The sequence below is a fragment of the Anabaena sp. UHCC 0204 genome, assembly GCF_009711975.1.
In the GTDB taxonomy this organism is placed as follows: Bacteria; Cyanobacteriota; Cyanobacteriia; order Cyanobacteriales; family Nostocaceae; genus Dolichospermum.
In genome coordinates this window covers 93,111-110,155 of the sequence record NZ_VIKW01000005.1, presented here as the reverse complement: position 1 = coordinate 110,155, position 17,045 = coordinate 93,111, and the positions used below count along the sequence as shown (strand labels likewise).

General features: G+C 38.9%; 18 protein-coding genes. 8 read left to right on the top strand and 10 right to left on the bottom strand.

Annotated features, from left to right (window positions below):
* Window positions 1-34 precede the first annotated feature (34 nt).
* Complete coding sequence (locus FJR04_RS05905) at window positions 35-826, bottom strand: TIGR01548 family HAD-type hydrolase (protein ID WP_168492650.1); 792 nt, start codon at window positions 824-826, stop codon at window positions 35-37.
* A 249-nt stretch (window positions 827-1,075) separates the two neighbouring features.
* A complete protein-coding gene (pyk, locus tag FJR04_RS05900) occupies window positions 1,076-2,845 on the bottom strand; it encodes a pyruvate kinase (protein ID WP_168492648.1) in 1,770 nt (589 codons plus the stop codon).
* 425 nt (window positions 2,846-3,270) lie between these two features.
* Between pyk and crtR the strand changes: the two genes are divergently transcribed.
* Window positions 3,271-4,161: a beta-carotene hydroxylase gene (gene crtR, locus FJR04_RS05895; protein WP_168492646.1), complete on the top strand. Its 891-nt coding sequence runs from the start codon at window positions 3,271-3,273 to the stop codon at window positions 4,159-4,161.
* Between the two features lie 301 nt (window positions 4,162-4,462).
* Here the strand turns inward: crtR and plsY are convergent, their stop codons facing one another.
* The 5 genes from plsY to FJR04_RS05870 all read right to left on the bottom strand — a co-directional run bounded on the left by plsY (window position 4,463) and on the right by FJR04_RS05870 (window position 9,308).
* Window positions 4,463-5,143, bottom strand: coding sequence for a glycerol-3-phosphate 1-O-acyltransferase PlsY (plsY, locus tag FJR04_RS05890; protein ID WP_168492644.1), 681 nt, complete (start codon window positions 5,141-5,143; stop codon window positions 4,463-4,465).
* A 103-nt stretch (window positions 5,144-5,246) separates the two neighbouring features.
* Window positions 5,247-6,446 (bottom strand): DUF3086 domain-containing protein, encoded by a 1,200-nt coding sequence (locus FJR04_RS05885; protein ID WP_168492642.1) that lies wholly within the window; start codon window positions 6,444-6,446, stop codon window positions 5,247-5,249.
* A 72-nt stretch (window positions 6,447-6,518) separates the two neighbouring features.
* On the bottom strand, window positions 6,519-6,908 hold the full coding sequence (locus tag FJR04_RS05880) for a DUF3119 family protein (protein WP_168492641.1): 390 nt from the start codon (window positions 6,906-6,908) through the stop codon (window positions 6,519-6,521).
* A gap of 130 nt (window positions 6,909-7,038) precedes the next feature.
* Window positions 7,039-7,818, bottom strand: coding sequence for an MlaE family lipid ABC transporter permease subunit (locus FJR04_RS05875; protein ID WP_168492639.1), 780 nt, complete (start codon window positions 7,816-7,818; stop codon window positions 7,039-7,041).
* A gap of 227 nt (window positions 7,819-8,045) precedes the next feature.
* Window positions 8,046-9,308 (bottom strand): glycosyltransferase family 4 protein, encoded by a 1,263-nt coding sequence (locus tag FJR04_RS05870; RefSeq protein ID WP_254445209.1) that lies wholly within the window; start codon window positions 9,306-9,308, stop codon window positions 8,046-8,048.
* Window positions 9,309-9,648: 340 nt separating this feature from the next.
* Here FJR04_RS05870 and FJR04_RS05865 point away from each other — a divergent pair, with 340 nt between their 5' ends.
* The 4 genes from FJR04_RS05865 to FJR04_RS05850 all read left to right on the top strand — a co-directional run bounded on the left by FJR04_RS05865 (window position 9,649) and on the right by FJR04_RS05850 (window position 12,129).
* On the top strand, window positions 9,649-9,945 hold the full coding sequence (locus tag FJR04_RS05865; protein WP_168492637.1) for a hypothetical protein: 297 nt from the start codon (window positions 9,649-9,651) through the stop codon (window positions 9,943-9,945).
* Window positions 9,946-10,505: 560 nt separating this feature from the next.
* The gene (sppA, locus tag FJR04_RS05860; RefSeq protein WP_168492635.1) at window positions 10,506-11,327 is read left to right on the top strand and encodes a signal peptide peptidase SppA; all 822 of its coding nucleotides are present in this window, start codon (window positions 10,506-10,508) and stop codon (window positions 11,325-11,327) included.
* Window positions 11,328-11,387: 60 nt separating this feature from the next.
* Window positions 11,388-11,801: a chorismate mutase gene (gene aroH, locus FJR04_RS05855; protein ID WP_168492633.1), complete on the top strand. Its 414-nt coding sequence runs from the start codon at window positions 11,388-11,390 to the stop codon at window positions 11,799-11,801.
* A 40-nt stretch (window positions 11,802-11,841) separates the two neighbouring features.
* A complete protein-coding gene (locus FJR04_RS05850) occupies window positions 11,842-12,129 on the top strand; it encodes a hypothetical protein (RefSeq protein WP_168492631.1) in 288 nt (95 codons plus the stop codon).
* A 131-nt stretch (window positions 12,130-12,260) separates the two neighbouring features.
* Here FJR04_RS05850 and FJR04_RS05845 read toward each other — a convergent pair whose 3' ends face one another.
* Window positions 12,261-13,016 (bottom strand): TspO/MBR family protein, encoded by a 756-nt coding sequence (locus tag FJR04_RS05845; RefSeq protein ID WP_168492629.1) that lies wholly within the window; start codon window positions 13,014-13,016, stop codon window positions 12,261-12,263.
* 160 nt (window positions 13,017-13,176) lie between these two features.
* Here FJR04_RS05845 and FJR04_RS05840 point away from each other — a divergent pair, with 160 nt between their 5' ends.
* The 3 genes from FJR04_RS05840 to FJR04_RS05830 all read left to right on the top strand — a co-directional run bounded on the left by FJR04_RS05840 (window position 13,177) and on the right by FJR04_RS05830 (window position 16,039).
* Window positions 13,177-13,392 carry a hypothetical protein gene (locus FJR04_RS05840; protein WP_371717246.1) on the top strand — a complete coding sequence of 72 codons (216 nt, stop codon included), beginning with the start codon at window positions 13,177-13,179 and terminating at the stop codon, window positions 13,390-13,392.
* 119 nt (window positions 13,393-13,511) lie between these two features.
* Complete coding sequence (locus tag FJR04_RS05835; protein ID WP_168492906.1) at window positions 13,512-14,753, top strand: pitrilysin family protein; 1,242 nt, start codon at window positions 13,512-13,514, stop codon at window positions 14,751-14,753.
* A gap of 14 nt (window positions 14,754-14,767) precedes the next feature.
* Window positions 14,768-16,039 carry a pitrilysin family protein gene (locus FJR04_RS05830; RefSeq protein WP_168492628.1) on the top strand — a complete coding sequence of 424 codons (1,272 nt, stop codon included), beginning with the start codon at window positions 14,768-14,770 and terminating at the stop codon, window positions 16,037-16,039.
* Between the two features lie 350 nt (window positions 16,040-16,389).
* Here FJR04_RS05830 and FJR04_RS05825 read toward each other — a convergent pair whose 3' ends face one another.
* Window positions 16,390-16,794: a type II toxin-antitoxin system VapC family toxin gene (locus FJR04_RS05825; protein WP_168492627.1), complete on the bottom strand. Its 405-nt coding sequence runs from the start codon at window positions 16,792-16,794 to the stop codon at window positions 16,390-16,392.
* Window positions 16,784-16,999 (bottom strand): hypothetical protein, encoded by a 216-nt coding sequence (locus tag FJR04_RS05820; protein WP_168492626.1) that lies wholly within the window; start codon window positions 16,997-16,999, stop codon window positions 16,784-16,786. The genes FJR04_RS05825 and FJR04_RS05820 overlap by 11 nt, the downstream gene beginning before the upstream one ends.
* Window positions 17,000-17,045: the final 46 nt, after the last annotated feature.

Sequence of the window (17,045 nt, the reverse complement as noted above, 5' to 3'; positions counted from 1 at the left end):
TCTTGAACCTGTTGCTTGATTAATATTAGAACATTTATTCTCTTAATAATTCTTTGATTTGCTTGGCAGTCAATTCTTGTACATTACTAAATACTATATTTGCTCCTGCTTTCATTAACGTCTCAGTATAAGCATCTCGATGTGTTACCATTTCCTGGACATGGGGCGGTAAAACTCCCACACCTAACCAATTGCGCGAATTATCTAAACTTCTTGCTTTCTCTACGGTGTACATATCTGCCACTGTATCACCCACATATATTACTGTTTGTTTTTTATCAGTGCCATTTTCGAGTAACCGAATCGTCGCAAATAATCCCGTGGGATCAGGTTTACCCGGTGCGTCTTCCATTGCAATTAAGACAGGAGACTGTAAACCTAAACGTTTTTCTAAAACATAAGTAGCAGAACCGCGAGTAGCACCACTGAAAAATCCCCAAGCGATATCCGCTTGGGTTAGTTCTTGAAAATAACTAGGTTGTGCTAATAAAGGTTCATTACAAATATATCCATTCCAATTTTCAGGATCTGTACCCCGGTAACGAGTTTGAAAATAGGTAACAATATCTTGATAATTTAATTGCTGTTGTTCGCGGGTGATTCCTTGACTAACAAAATGACGGTAAATAAATTCTTGAGATGCTTCCCAATCATTATTCCAAATTCCCTCTGATTTGAGGTTGTCAATGTCTATAGGTGTGGGACGATAAGCTTTGGCGGTAAAATATTCTACAGTATCAGCTAAAGCGCGGCGATAAGAACCACCAACATCACGGATCACACCATCTATATCAAATACAGCGATCGCTTTTGTATTTTCAGTCATAAAAGAAATTAGGGTTTTTTCAAAAATCCAGTTCCCCTCCTTGACGGTAGGGAGGGGCTAGGAGTGGGTGTTATAGCTATGGAAAAACGGTAAAACCTAGATTTTTCAACGACTTCCAACTTGTGTATACACAGTAGTTTACTTACGAATACATACCGCTATATTTGATCACGAGAAAATTCAAAAAACAATTAAAAATTCCTAAAAAGCTGGTGTAATTTGCTTTTTTAATTGTTAATTTTTAATTGTTTAAGTTCCCACCGCACCAGAATAAATTAAACCTCGCTGCATATCCAAAGTCAAAATCGCACCATCTTTAATTACTTGTGTTGCATCCTTCACACCCACAATCACAGGTACACCAAGACGTAAACCAATCACAGCAGCGTGACTGGTGAGGCTTTCCTCTTCAGTAATAATCCCCCCGGCTTTGCGAATTGCTTCCACAAAATCAACACCAGTGCGGGATGCAACTAAAATATCTCCAGAGTTAAAATTACTGGCATCCATAGCATTATGAATTACCCTAGCACGACCACTCACAGAACCTTGGCCTAGTCCAATTCCCTGACCAAGTATAGCAGTGACTACTTCTACCTTAATCAAGTCTGTTGACCCAGAAACCCCCTGAAGTGTACCAGCAGTCATGACGACCAAATCACCTTCAGTGAGGAGATTTTTTTCTTGAGCAACGTTGATAGCGGCTTGGAATGTTTGACCAGTGGATGGTAGTTCTAGCACCAAGAGCGGTCTAACTCCCCATACCATCTGTAATTGTCGCGCCACGTTCACATGGGGTGTAATGGCTAAAATTGGCGTTTTGGGACGGAACTTAGAAACGTTACGGGCTGTAGCCCCAGTTTGTGTCAAAGTCATAATTGCCGCTGCGCCTAAATTTTCAGCAATTTGACCAACAGCTTGGCTAATAGCATTGGGAATAGAACGCCTGTTATCTCTTGACTGACGGGAATTGGTATTGAGGGTTTCTTCCTGTTCAATGCGTTCGGCTATTCTGGCCATTGTGGCTACAGCTTCCACCGGAAAACTACCAACGGCGGTTTCATTGGAAAGCATCACCGCGTCTGTACCGTCTAAAATCGCGTTGGCAACATCAGATACTTCCGCACGGGTGGGACGGGGGTTACTGACCATGCTATCTAGCATTTGTGTAGCTGTAATGATGGGAATACCCAAGCGGTTGGCTGTAGCAATTAGCCGTTTTTGTAGTATGGGTACGTCTTCCGCTGGTAGTTCCACCCCTAAGTCACCTCTAGCCACCATTACGCCGTCACACAAAGACAGAACTGCTTCCATTTGTTCAATTGCTTCGTGCTTTTCGATTTTGGCAACTACAGGAACATTTTTACCGGTACTGGAAATTAGCTCTTTAATTTCGATCATATCCTGGGGATTGCGAACAAAGGAAAGTGCTACCCAATCCACACCTTGATCTAAACCGAACATTAGATCCTCTCGGTCTTTGTCGGTCATGGCTTTGATAGATAAGTAAACTCCCGGAAAGTTAACACCTTTGTTGTTAGAAAGTTTACCAGGAACTGTAACCCGACAATGTAAATCTCCTTTTTCGTGGTTAATTTCCTCCACTACCATTTCGACTTTGCCATCATCGAGGAGAATTTTTGAACCAACGGGGACTTCATCTGCTAAATAATCGTAGGTAACGCAGCTTATATCCTGAGTTCCTTCTATGGGGCGATTTGTCAATGTGAAGCGATCGCCTTTCGCCAATATTATAGAACCATTTTCAAACCGTCCCAAGCGAATTTTTGGCCCCTGTAAGTCTTGCAGAATTGCTACTGGTCTATTGAGTTCAAAAGCAGTTTGCCGGATTAACCGAATACTTCGCTGATGGTCAGCATGAGTTCCGTGGGAGAAGTTTAGCCGTAGGGTTGTTGCACCTGCTTCAATAATCGCTTTTAGCATTTCTGGGCTGCTGGTGGCAGGTCCAATAGTAGCAACAATTTTAGTTCGGCGCTGAGAATCTCTTAATTGCGTCATGGGCTGGGTTCAAGATTTTTTGGATCTACCTGGGAATTAATCGTAAATGTTTTGTCATCCCATTTGAGATTTTAGATTTTGGATCATGAAGGACTGACTAGATCAGCAAATCATTTTTCCGCTTATCGCCATCATTTTACAAATAGGTATGAATTAAACGAACTCTCTTTTTTAGTTACTACTATATCAATGTTATAAGCAGTTAGAGAGGTGATTATTGTATAGATTTGATATCGTACACTAATCTGATTCGCAACCTTCCTCAAGGAAAAGTTTTTTTGTCTAAGCACCCGTTAAGCCAAAAATCATAGCCTCATTTATTGATTCTTCAGCAGGACTAGAGATAAATCTTGCTTCACATAACTTTACTCTTAACTCAGATTAATAGTATGATTTGTAAAGATTGATTATTAAAGGAGTTAATAATGCTCACGTCGGAGGCACAAAAGCCGCTGACAATTCCCCCCAAGGAACTTTTATCACCTCCTGGTGATTTTAACCCCACACTACTGATGTTTTTAGTAGTGGTAATAATGTTGGTTTTGTCTAACTTTGGGTATTGGCTTTGGGAATGGCCGCATTGGTTGTGTTTTAGTGTCAATACTCTGGCATTACATTGTTCAGGAACAGTGATTCATGATGCTTCTCACCAGTCTGCCCATCGTAATCGAATTGTTAACGCTATTTTAGGCCATTGTAGCGCCTTATTTTTGGCATTTGCTTTTCCAGTATTTACACGTGTACATTTACAGCATCATGGCAATGTTAATCACCCTCAAGATGACCCCGATCATTATGTTTCTACAGGTGGTCCTCTGTGGCTGATTGCGGTGAGGTTTTTGTACCATGAAGTATTTTTCTTTCAACGGCGGTTATGGCGCAACTATGAACTACTAGAATGGTTTATTAGTCGCTTAATTGTCATTAGTATTTTTTATATCTCTATCCAGTACCATTTTTTGGGCTATATTCTGAACTTTTGGTTTATTCCCGCTTTTTTGGTGGGAATCACCTTGGGGTTATTTTTTGATTATTTACCCCACCGTCCTTTTGTGGAACGCAATCGCTGGAAAAATGCTCGCGTCTATCCTGGTAAGGTTCTCAATATCCTGATTTTGGGGCAGAATTACCATTTAATTCATCATCTATGGCCTTCGATTCCTTGGTATAATTACCAACCTGCTTATTATTTAATGAAGCCATTATTAGATGAAAAGGGTAGTCCCCAAACTTCCGGGTTATTGCAGAAAAAGGACTTTTTTGAGTTTGTCTATGATATTTTCATCGGCATTCACTTTCATCACCACAAAGAATAGCGGTTTTTCGTAGGGGTGTATCCCTAACGGGGGCTGGAAGCATCAGCATTCGCTGTAAGGGCGTTCGCGAAGCGTGCTGGAAGCATCAGCATTCGGAAAATAAACTTGGGAAAAAACCGATAATTAATCGTCCGAATGCTTCGCCCCTACGTGGAAAAAACCGATAATTAATCGCCCGAATGCTTCGCCCTTACGGGAATCAGGAGGTAGGGGCGCGGGGACTGCGCCCAGTCCGGAAGGAAAAATTAGAAGGAGATTCAGAAAATAGTTGATACACCATGAGGGACTTTTAAAACATCCTCTAAGCGGTTTCTTCTATTTGCACTTCTACCTTCTGCCCAATTTTCGGTTCTATACCCGCAATTAATCGCTCGATATTAGTGCGGTGACGGATAATTACATATAAACCTCCAGCAATACCAAGAAGAATGTAAGCTAAAGGTTGCTGGAAAATTACCATTAAAATAGAAACAGCCACAGCCCCAGCAATAGAACTTAAAGATACAATTCGGGAAATAGCAATTACTACAGCAAAAACCCCTATTGTTGATAAGCCAACTTGCCAACTTAGTGCTAATAAAAGTCCTACACCAGTAGCAACAGATTTACCACCAGTGAAACCGAGAAAGATTGATTTACTATGTCCTAAAAGGGCGGCTAAACCCGTTAGAGTTGCTAAATAAGGTTGCCAAATTTCGATGTTTACAGTTGGTGGAATTAAATTCTGAGTAGCAGCAATATTAAATAAGGCATAAACTAGATTTATTGCTAATGCTCCTTTCAAAGCATCAATTAATAATACAAATGCCCCTGGGACTTTTCCTAAAGTTCTTAGAACATTTGTTGCACCGGTTGAACCAGAACCAACTTCTCGAATATCAATTCCTTTTAATAGCTTACCTGCCAGATATCCAGTAGGGAAAGAACCAAAGAGGTAAGCTAATAAAACAACTACTCCACACAAAGTTAACCAAATAAACATAAATTTGTCAGTTGTCAGTTGTCAGTTGTTCGTTGTCCGTTGTTTTGCCAATCACCAACCCTTCGGCTACGCTCAGGGCAAGTCACCAATTAAAAATTACCAATTAAAAATCATCGTCAAAATCCCGATCTTTCATGGTTTTTGGATCAGGGGCAAAAGCTAACCAGAGAGGGAATTGTAGTAAACCTAAACTGATTTTTTCTTCAGAATCATCAATGATAATTAAAGGCATTTCATTAGCTTTCACTAATCTCTCTGCTTTTTGGGCTAAAGCTGTCGGTGCTTCAAATAATATCACTCCTCTGTCGGGTCCAAAATCAGGACGGCCGATACCTAAGCAATCTTGTAAACCCCGTCGCCATTCACCTAAACGTTCTGGTGTATTTGCTAAAATCAGAGTTCGCACGCGATCGCCATATAGTTGATGTAAAATCGAAATTGCTGATGAAGCAATTAAAATATTCTGTAAGCGGCTACCCATTGTCCGCAAAGCACCTCTTCCACCTAAAGTAAATAACCAATTTGAGACTCTTTCCGCGTGAATTGGTTCAAAGGTACGGCGTAACTGCCAAGGTGGTCCATAATAATCTGGTTGGTTGCGGTATTGGTCAAGTAAGCGGCGGATTTTTTTAGTAGTATCCTGAAACTGCTGTTGGCCAAGTTGGGGCATTTCTGATAGCGTGGAATTAGCCATTTGCTCTTTAGCAGATTTTGCTTCTCTTGGTGCTGGCTTTTCCCGTTCTTTTGCAGGTTGGATAAGTTGCAGTTGTTCTGCTGCTGATGCCAAATCCTGTAAACTACCTGTAAGATAGTCTTTGAAACCCTGCACCCGAATTGCTAAATCCTGAGATGTCCCAGCAAAGGTAGTCCGCATTTCGTTGCGAACCCTTTCTTGACGACGTTCTAACTGTTCTACAGAGATTTGTAACGCTTGTTTACGTTGTTCTAACTGCGATAATGACTCTTGAACAACTTGCGAGAGTGCGGTTTGAGTTACAGTGACTTGTCTCTGAAGAGTTTTATATGTAATTTCCAATTGAGCAATTTCTGCTTTTATGTCAGCTTCCATCTGCTGCAACTGAGTGATTCGTTGCGCGGCTTGTATATCTAGTGAGTCTTCAGATTCTGGTGTTGTTGTGTCAATAATGGGTGAATTCAAAGAGGATTCCTGTGTTGATACTTCGTCCTCTAATTTTAAATCAGCAGATGGGGTTGCGGGTATTTCATCTGTAGGGGGTTGTACTTCTATTTGTTCCAACCATTCATCTATTGATTCTGGAGTTTGAGATTCCTCTGGGTTCATAAACAATAATCTAAATTTCCCATGATACAAAAATATCTTTCACAAAATATACAATCGAATAGCTCCAAAACTCTAATCAATTCGTGGACAACGTTCTTCTAAACATGATTTTAAGGTTTTAGGGTCAAATAAAATTGGCAAAAAGTGAATACTGTTAATTTCTTTAAAATAGAACAAAATGGGAACCCGATTCCAGAATATCCGCCAATTTTGCCATTCTTGGTAAGGAAAACGTTTAATTAACTTTTCTCCTCGGTAAAGATCAAAATCGGTAGGGGTAAACTGAAACCGCAATGTTACAGCTTGCAACATCAAAAATAAACCAAGTAGGGCGAATATTCCTCCTACCCAAGGTTGTATCAAAAATATGGGAATAGCCACAAGCACTAATACAACAGGAATATTGTAACTTGGCTTTAGTTCTACTGTTGAGGTGGTGTTAGGTGTCAATGAACTAGTCATAATTTTTTCTCCTACTGAGGATAATTCTTAATTACTCTGTATTGCTTCTGGACTGATTACTTCTAAATCATCGTTAAGTCTAAGTGAACTGGCTGAACCAAGAATTTCCGTGGCTTCCGTCTGGAGTGTATTAATTTGCTAATCCACTACCAGTTCCCTGAAACATCAACCAAGATAAAAAGAAGTTGCTAACAAATATAACTAATAAAGCAGTGACAACAGCAGTTGTAGTAGATTGTCCCACACCTTTAGCACCTCCAGTAGTGGTTAAGCCCCAACTACAACCAATAATGGCGATTAATACACCAAAACAACAGGCTTTAATCATGGCGCTGCAAATATCCCATATATCGAGAAAGTTACGCGCTGAGTCTAGAAATACTGTATCTGAAAGGTTGTAAATATTGGTAGCTATGAGCAATCCTCCAGACATTCCTGTTATTAAAGATAGCAAAGTTAAGATAGGCAGCATGATGAAGCAAGCCAACAGACGAGGAATGACTAGATAATCAATAGGATCTGTTTTGAGAATTAATAGAGCATCTATTTGTTCTGTAACTTTCATTGTGCCAATTTCCGCTGCAAAAGCCGAGCCTACCCGTCCTGCTAAAATTACTGCTGTTAATACAGGTGTCAGTTCTCTAGTTAATGCTACTGCTAAAACTCCACCAACGAGGTTTCCTGCTCCAAAGTTTATAAATTCCCGTGCTACCTGAATTGTAAATACTGCACCCACGAATATAGCTGTTAATAAAGCAATAAAGAGGGAGTCTGGTCCTACCATGACTAGTTGTTCTATGGTATTGCGGCGATGAATTTTACCTTTGAGAAGGTGAACTAAGGCTTGTCCACCTAAAAAAATTGCGGCCAGCAATCGCTGACTCCATGTTCCGAAACTGGATTTGCTCATTGGTTACTTACTGGTAGTTGGGAATAGAATCAACATTGACAAAAATAAATATTTAAACCTGCTAAGGGCATAGCATTGCTATTCCCCTACAATGATTTATTTTTAACACTAAGGGTATTGATTTATAAAATGGGTTATGGTGCATACCTAAATTCTACCAAGAAGCGATCGCTTCGGTCAGTATAGCTAATAGGTTTAATTTTCTTTGACTGCGCTGGTCAATTAAATTACTTTGAAAATCCATGAGATATAACGGCAGTTTTATTACCCAATAACCAATTTAAATGTTGTGGTAAAAGGATTTCTAAATTATAATTCTGAATAATTGTTTTTCTCGCTTTTATCCGAATAGAGAGCATATCTTTGGCATTATCTAAGGCTTCATCTACTCTTTGGGCAATTTCCTGGGGAGAAAAGAAATCTACTAGCAGTCCATTTTTCCCATCTTTAATTACCTCTAAGACAGGGGGAGTATTAGACGCTACTAACAAACATCCAGCGGCCATTGCTTCTAACATTGACCAGGATAAAACAAAGGGACGGGTTAAATAAATATGGGCTGAGGAAGCTTGTAATACTTGCAGATATTCATCGTAAGGCAATCTACCAGTAAAGTGCAATCTAGATAAATCCAAATCTAATTTTTCTAACATTAACTGTTTATAACTTTTGCCATCGGGGAGAGTTTTCCCATAAGCTACTCTATCTTCTCCCACAACTACAACATGAGCGTGAGGTCTTCGTTGTTGAATTAATGCTACTGCTTCCATAAACTGGGGAAAACCCCGATAAGGTTCCATCCCCCTGCCTACATAAGTTACTAATTCTTCTATGTGGGAAAGGTCAAGATGAATACGGGGTAAAACTAATTTAGCTCCTGGATTGGGTTTAAAAAAATTAGTATCAATACCATCATGACATACAGTAATTTTACTATGATATTCTAGAGGAAATTGTTGACGCTGCCAGTGAGTAGGAGCAAGTCCGCTATCACAACTGGATAGATCTAACAAAATTGGCGCATTTTTTACACGAATCCGACATTGATCATCTGCACTGAGGGGTTCGCTGGGGTCAAAATCGGCATCAGATCCACGAGCATGATAAAACCATTCAAAGAAACACAATAATTCGGCTTTGGGGAAAATTTCTTTGATAAATAATGTTGGACCCCAACCGGAATGACCATAAACTATGTCTGGGACAAAACCCTGTGCTTTCAGTTGTTCTGCCATCCTATATATAGCTTGTCCTGTGAGAACTGCATTTTCTAAATTGCGGACATAATGATGAGTTGGTGCAGTAGCTTGACGGGAAGGTTCATAAATAGCCTTAAATACACCGGGGATTGTTCCTTCCTGACGATTAGTACCAAATACAACTTGATAATTACTATTTTGGGCTAAAGCTGTAGCTAAATGCCGGAATTGAGCGGGAAAGTTAGGGTGTAAAAATAAAACCCGTTTAGGGTCCATAGAAGCAGTTTCCATACCTTTTGTATTAATAGCTTATATGCTCATAGCATATTTTTCTTTTGCTTTAAACATTAACTTAGTTTACGACTAGTCTCATAAAATTAAGCTAGGTTTTACAGTGCTGCTACTTATAGCTAAACTACACACTGAGGTGTAAATCCTAATTATCTCAGGGTTTTCTGGATATTGAACATAAAAAAAATCCCATTGTCTGGGGATAACTATTACCAGTGTAATTTAATGAAAACTTAAGATTCTTGACGAAATGGATGTTTAAGAGCGATCGCCAGTATTGTAGAAAGTAGCAGATAAATTTTTGGCTATTACTTGAGTTACCCATTAACCAGGTCTAACAATGACTATTTTTAGTAATTTTTTGCGATCTCTAGTCCTTACCACCATTTTTAGTTTTATTGCCCCTGTCTTCCTTGTTGGTGGGATTTTGTTGGTTTTATCCCTTTTTGGCTACATTCCAGGGCTACAAGGGATAATTTCGGATCTCTCTATGCCGATTCTACATTTTCTGGCCACTTTTGGTAGTGGAAGTTCCCTTAATGGTCTATTGATCATTAGTCTAACTTGTGGATTTGTCGGGGCGCTATTTGATGTCTATGCTCATTACCGCCATCAAATTCTGCGGACTGATTCTTGAAAGTCACCACTGCTCTCAAGTTGCTCTGATGAACTACGCAATGACAAAATAAATAATTGATATCTTTGCTAAAAGCTAGGCTCTGTGCTGGAGATTTCTATTTTGTTATTTCTGTTAATATTTTATTCTTCTGTGTTGTAGCAATATAATACAATGCTATTGTATGGATATTTGTTTCGTATAAGCTAATATTTTTCAATACTTGCTTCTTGTTCCTTAAAAATACCAAATAAAACTACATATAAAATCTAAAAATTTCCTTAAGCTTTTTTTTGGGACTTATAAAAACCGCCAATGTAGTGAGGACATCAATGAAAACTCCTTCCCTCACAGGGTTTTACTCCTGACTTTTGTACGGGCGTTCGCGGAGCGTGCTGGAAGCATCAGCATTCAGGCGATAAATTATCGGTTTTTTCCCAAGATTATTTTCCGAATGCTTCGCCCCTACGACTTCTGACTACAGTTTCTGGGAAACGAGAATTGATGATCACCGCTGACGCTGTGGCAAGAGAGTGTCAAATTAAATATATTCAGAATATTCAAAAGTTATTTAACTGCTCATGATTTGGCCCTTTAAGCCCAACTTTCGTAAACAAATTGCGCGGATTGAAGTTAGCGGTGCGATCGCTGGTGCAACCCGTAAGCACGTCCTAGAAGCCCTAAAAACCGTAGAAGAAAGTAAATTTCCCGCTTTACTGCTACGCATTGATAGTCCTGGGGGTACTGTGGGAGATTCCCAAGAAATATATAGCGCCCTGAAGAGATTGGGCAAGAAAACCAAGATTGTCGCCAGCTTCGGCAATATTTCCGCCTCTGGTGGCGTTTATATTGGTATGGGTGCAGAGCATATTATGGCGAACCCAGGCACGATTACAGGTAGTATTGGTGTGATTTTGCGGGGAAACAACATAGAAGTGCTACTGGAAAAAATTGGTGTTTCCTTTAAAGTGATTAAATCTGGACCCTACAAAGATATATTAGCTTTTGATAGGGAACTAACAGAACAAGAACAAATCATTCTGCAAGAATTGATTGATTGTAGTTATCAACAATTTGTGGAAACGGTAGCACAAGCGCGTTCACTCACGGTAGATAAGGTAAAAAGCTTCGCTGACGGCCGGATTTTTACCGGACAACAAGCCTTAGAATTGGGTGTTGTAGACCGCTTAGGGACAGAAGAAGACGCACGACGTTGGACAGCCGAATTGGTAGGACTTGATCCAGAGAAAACTCCTTGTTATACGCTAGAAGAACGGAAACCATTGTTGAGCCGTATTCTACCAGGAAGTCGTCTAGCCAAATCAGGTATTAGTGCTGGAATTGATTGGTTAGAGTTTGAAATGTCCACAAGTGGTTTACCCATGTGGTTATATCGCCCATAGAAATAACAATTGACAACGGACAACGGACAACTAACAACTAACAAAAGGAGGATTTTAGTAGTGGAATGGCAAATGCGAGCAATTCGTGGTGCAACAACCGTTGCAGAAAACAGCATCGAAGCAATTCGAGACTCAGTGACAGAATTATTGGATGAGTTGGAGCAAAGAAATCAACTTCAGCCAGACAATATGATTAGTGTGACTTTTTCAGTGACAAAAGATTTAGATGCTATTTTCCCAGCCGCGATCGCTCGCAGTCGTCCTCTATGGGATAGTGTAGCTATGTTAGATGTCCAACAAATGTACGTTGAAGGCAGTTTACCGCGCTGTATTCGCTTTTTAATTCACGCTAATTTACCAACTTCTACCCCAATTCACCACATTTATTTACGCCAAGCAGCTAAACTTCGTCCAGATTGGAGTTTACCCCAAACGTTACAAACTTCACAGCACGTAATGGAGACGAAAGTTTAAAATCAGCAGAGTCAATAACATAAGTAAAAATTAGCGCCAAATGAGCTATTACAGTGGTGACGCGGCTGCTCAACCTGCTGCTATTGGTGGGAGTATTTTCACTCATAGAGGAACTGGTATCTGTGTGAAGTTAGATAATTTTTTAAATATTCTCTCCAAAGGTGAAGAGCCGCTTGTCATTGTCACCAGTGAAGGTTATTTTACGAAAATATATAAATATGTCACAGCATATAAGGGTTTTGTCTTTTTCGCAGAATCTTTAGACAAAGTGGAATTTGGTAGCAATATTGAAGTTATTTATGCTCAGAGTTTAGGAACGGAAATTTAATACAGCAGGATGTAGGGGCGCAGTCCCTGCGCCCAGTCTGCACAACTTGACAGAAAAACGAGCGGCCTATATGCTCACTGGCGGCGCAGTCCCTGCGCCCAGTCTGCACCCAGTCTGCGCCCAGTCAGGATTTATTTCTCTACAAATGTAAGTTTTAAAGGATACAAAGGCTCAGATCCATTTAATTGCCAAATTCTCAATACCAATACAGCAGCAACCGTTAGCCATACACAAGAAAAAGATAAAATCATGCCCGCTAAAGGAACAGTTTGCCAATAAATTGCTGTGACTACTAGGGCAGATAACCAAGGACCTAAAATAACCACGGGAACAGCAGCACCTAATCTTCTTTCTACGGTAAAAATCGTATTCCAAGTATCACCGAAAGAAAGATGTATCACAAACAAAATTAAAGGCAATACTAAAAATTGGTGATTCATTTGCTGCCAAACTAACACAGAAGAAATTACCCGCAACACAGCAATGATCATCCAAACTATGGGAAATGCTAAAGGTGGTGGCGACCATTTTGGTCTAATTACTTGATCATAAGTTGTCCGAGAGCGGGTATTATCTAAAAGCGAAAAAATTCGGGAACGGATACTTAATAAAGCAAAAAATAATGCAGTCAGTAAAGTGCTAAACCAACTGGGAAAAGAAGAATTTTGATCAATGAACGTTACTAGTTTTTCCATTCCCAGTAATACAATAATCATCACTCCTATTTGTAGAATAGTTCCTAATTTATAAACTAAAACTGCCTTGATATCTAATTCTTTTGTGGTCGCGGCTGATGTATTAAGGAATTGTTGTTGATTTCCATTTTTCACCCCCATCACTGTGTTAACAATCTGTTCAAGTATTCCACTATCATTTGACTGATTCATGATTAAAAGATGGCGAGTAGTTAGTAATAATTTATTATTGCGTAAGTCCTATAAATCTGCATCGAATTATTAAGATAACAGCGATCGCTCTACCTATTACGGGCGAAGCATTCGGAAAATAAACTTGGGAAAAAACCGATAATTTATCGCCCGAATGCTGATGCTTCCAGCACGCTCCGCGAACGCCCCTACGACTCCTGCTGGAACTTCGGTTACAATAGCATGGCAAATAGCCCAAGCCGATGTTTCTGTAATTCTCCACGAGATGCACCCTCAGAGCTTCAGCCCTGCCTATCATACCGAAAATTTGGCAGAATTGACTTCTTTGGCGCTATGGCAAGCGATCGCACCACAGATTACTCAGAAGATAGGCTGAAAACTCTCAAATCCTGATTTCTGCTTTTCCTTGTGCATAAGACATGAAAATCAAGGTTAGAATAGAAAATTAGATTCTGGTTGAAGCTATAAAAATTGTCAAAACAACTAACTAACAGCGTGTTTCCCGGTTCAGTCATCAAATTAGATAATGGCTTAACATTCATTCACCAAGAGATATCCACTACACCTGTAGTGGTAACTGATGTTTGGGTGCGTGCGGGAACTAACCTAGAACCAGAGTCTTGGTTTGGAATGGCACATTTTTTAGAACACATGATTTTCAAAGGCACACCAAACCTGCTTCCTGGAGAATTTGATTATCACATCGAAAAAATCGGCGGGGTGAGTAATGCGGCAACCAGCCACGATTATGCCCATTATTCCATTACAACCGCTGCTAATCACCTAGAGCATACAGTCCCCCATTTAGGAGAATTACTCCTCAATGCAGCCATTCCTGACGATGAATTTATCAGAGAACGGGATGTGGTATTAGAAGAAATCCGTTCTTACAATGATGATCCTGATTGGCTGGGTTATCAATCTCTGGTGAAAAATGCTTACCAAAACCATCCTTACGGGCGTTCTGTATTGGGTACTGAGCCAGAATTGATGCAGCATTCCCCGGAAGCTATGCGCTGTTTTTATCGCAGTTATTACCAACCAGAAAATATGACTGTGGTTGTGGTGGGGGGAATTGACGAAAAAGCGGCGCGGGAATTGGTAAACAGTACATTTGCAAATTTTCCCCAGCGGGATAATTGTCCCCAATTTACCAAAGTTGCAGCACCGACAATTCCAGGAATTCGTCGTCATGAGTTAATATTACCAAGACTAGAACAAGCGCGGTTAATGATGGCTTGGAAAGTACCGGGAGTAGAAGAAATTCGGGCTGTTCATGGTTTAGAATTATTATCAGTGCTGCTAGGGGAAGGGAGAATTTCTCGGTTAGTATCTGATTTGCGGGAAGAAAAGCAACTTGTCCAAGAAATTTGCTGTAATTTTTCTCTACAACAAGAATCAAGTTTATTTACAATTACTGCTTGGTTAGAATCAGAATATTTGGAACGAGTTGAAAATTTGATTTGTTCCCATTTACAAGAATTGCAAAATCAAGAAATTAGCCAGCCAGAGCTAAATCGCATTCAGAGGTTTTTATGTAATGAATATGCTTTTTCTACAGAAACACCAAATCAGCTAACTAATTTTTATGGTTATTATCATACTATAGCCGATGCTGAATTAGCTATTACCTATCCCCAGGAAATCCAGTCTTTAGATACTCAAGAACTGCAAAAATTAGCTCAACAGTATCTTTCACCAGCTAATTATGCTGTGACAATTCTTAAACCTTGTTAGTTATTAAGTGAAAAATGCAAACTATTAATAATCGCGCTCTCATTCATCGCACTGTATTAAGTAATGGTATTGTTTTATTAGTATCAGAAAATCAAGCCGCTGATATTATTGCTGGACGGATTTTTATTCGGGCTGGTAGTTGTCATGAACAGCGAGAAAAAGCTGGTTTAGCACATTTGTTATCAGCAGTGATGACAAAGGGCTGTGATGGTTTATCGAGTTTAGAAATTGCTGAAAAAGTGGAATCTGTGGGTGCTAGTTTAGGCACAGATGCAGCTACAGATTATTTTTTGCTATCTTTGAAAACAGTAACGACTGATTTTGTAGAAATTTTAGCATTAGCTGGACAATTATTGCGATCGCCTACTTTTCCCGAAAATCAAGTAGAACTAGAAAAGCGGTTAGCAATCCAAGATATTCGTTCCCAAAAAGAGCAACCTTTTAGCCTGGCTTTTGAACAACTACGTCAGGTAATGTACCCAAATCATCCCTACTCTATGTCAGTTTTAGGTGATGAAACAACTATGAGCAGCATTACCCGTGATGATTTAATAGAATATCACCAAACTCATTTCCGCCCCGATAATATTGTCATTAGTATTGCTGGACGGATTACACCAGCACAAGCAGAGAAATTAGTAACAACGATTTTTGGTGATTGGGAAATACCAGATTCCGCCAAACCTACTCTTAATTTACCACCAATTGCCGGATCACCTAAACCTTGTCTTAAACCTTTAAATACTCAACAATCAATTGTCATGTTGGGTTATTTAGGACCATCAGTAACTAACCCAGAATATGCTGCTCTCAAGTTACTTGCTACCTATTTAGGTAATGGTCTTTCGAGTCGTTTGTTTGTAGAATTACGAGAAAAGCAAGGGTTAGCTTATGACGTATCTGCAATTTATTCTACCCGACTATTTCCAGCTTCTTTTGTAGTTTATATTGGCACTGCACCAGAAAATACTAAAATTGCTTTTAATGGACTTCGTCAGGAAGTAGAATTGTTATGTACCACCGAATTAACAGCAGAAGCATTACAAACTGCTAAAAACAAAATTATCGGTCAATATGCTTTGGGTAAACAAACTAATGGACATATTGCTCAAATATATGGTTGGTATGAAATTTTGGGTTTAGGAATTGAATTTGATCAAAAGTTTCCCGAATTAATTAATAATGTAACAGCAACTGAGGCAATTACAGCCGCTCGGAAATATTTACAAACACCATACTTATCTCTAGTGGGACCAGAAGAAGCAATTCAGACAGCTACTTTTTAATTATTTGTCTGATAGCGAAGCGTGGCGTAGCCATATCAGGATATCCAGGATTTAAGGATTTACAGGATGTTATTTTCAAATATCATGTTTTTTTTGAATCTTGATTTGATGATTAATTGTGATATTGAAGATGGAATTTTTTGTCTGAATCAGGATATCCAGGATTTAAGGATTTACAGGATGTTATTTTAAAGTATCATGTTTTGAATATTGATTTGATAATTAATTGTGAGATTTAAGATAGAATTACTTGATGATCATAATTTACCAAATATCTAAAAAATATAAACCTCAGAAAAATTCTCATATCTAAAAAAATTAGACTCAGTTAATATCCAAGCCAACCGACACTATTTTACTAACGAAAATCCAGCTTGCTGAAAATGATGATCAAAACTTAAAGCATGAGTAATATTCTGATTTCTCATAATTACAAAAGAAATACAGTCAACTAAACCCCATTCTTTATCTTGAAACTTCTTATACAAATCAAATCCTTGATGAAATAACTCTGGAGTGACATGGATAATTTCTACTGTTTCTGCATTTAATAAATATTCTATTAATTGAGTTGCTTCTTGTTTATAATTACGACTTAAACCATTAGCAATTTCTAATATAATTGCATCAGAAGTCACTAAAAATGAATCATCATAATAATTTGCTAAATCATTAGCTATTTGATGATATTGATCTCTTTGATTAATTAGAGCAATAATAAATGAAGTATCTAAAAAATAACGATTATTGCTCATCTAATTCTTGCTGGTATGAATATTTGTCAAAATTCACGGAAAAGTCTGTAGGACCTTGAATTTTTATCTGTTTTAATTGAGATAAAATTCCCTTTTTTGTACTATTCTTTTTATCTGTAAAATCTTTAATTAGTTGATAAACTTCATTAAGCTCTTGTTCTGGTATTTTGTCAATTTCTGCTTGAATAAGTTCTTTCATCGTCATAAATTTTACTCCTGCTGGCAATTTACTATATTATATCAGAATCAGG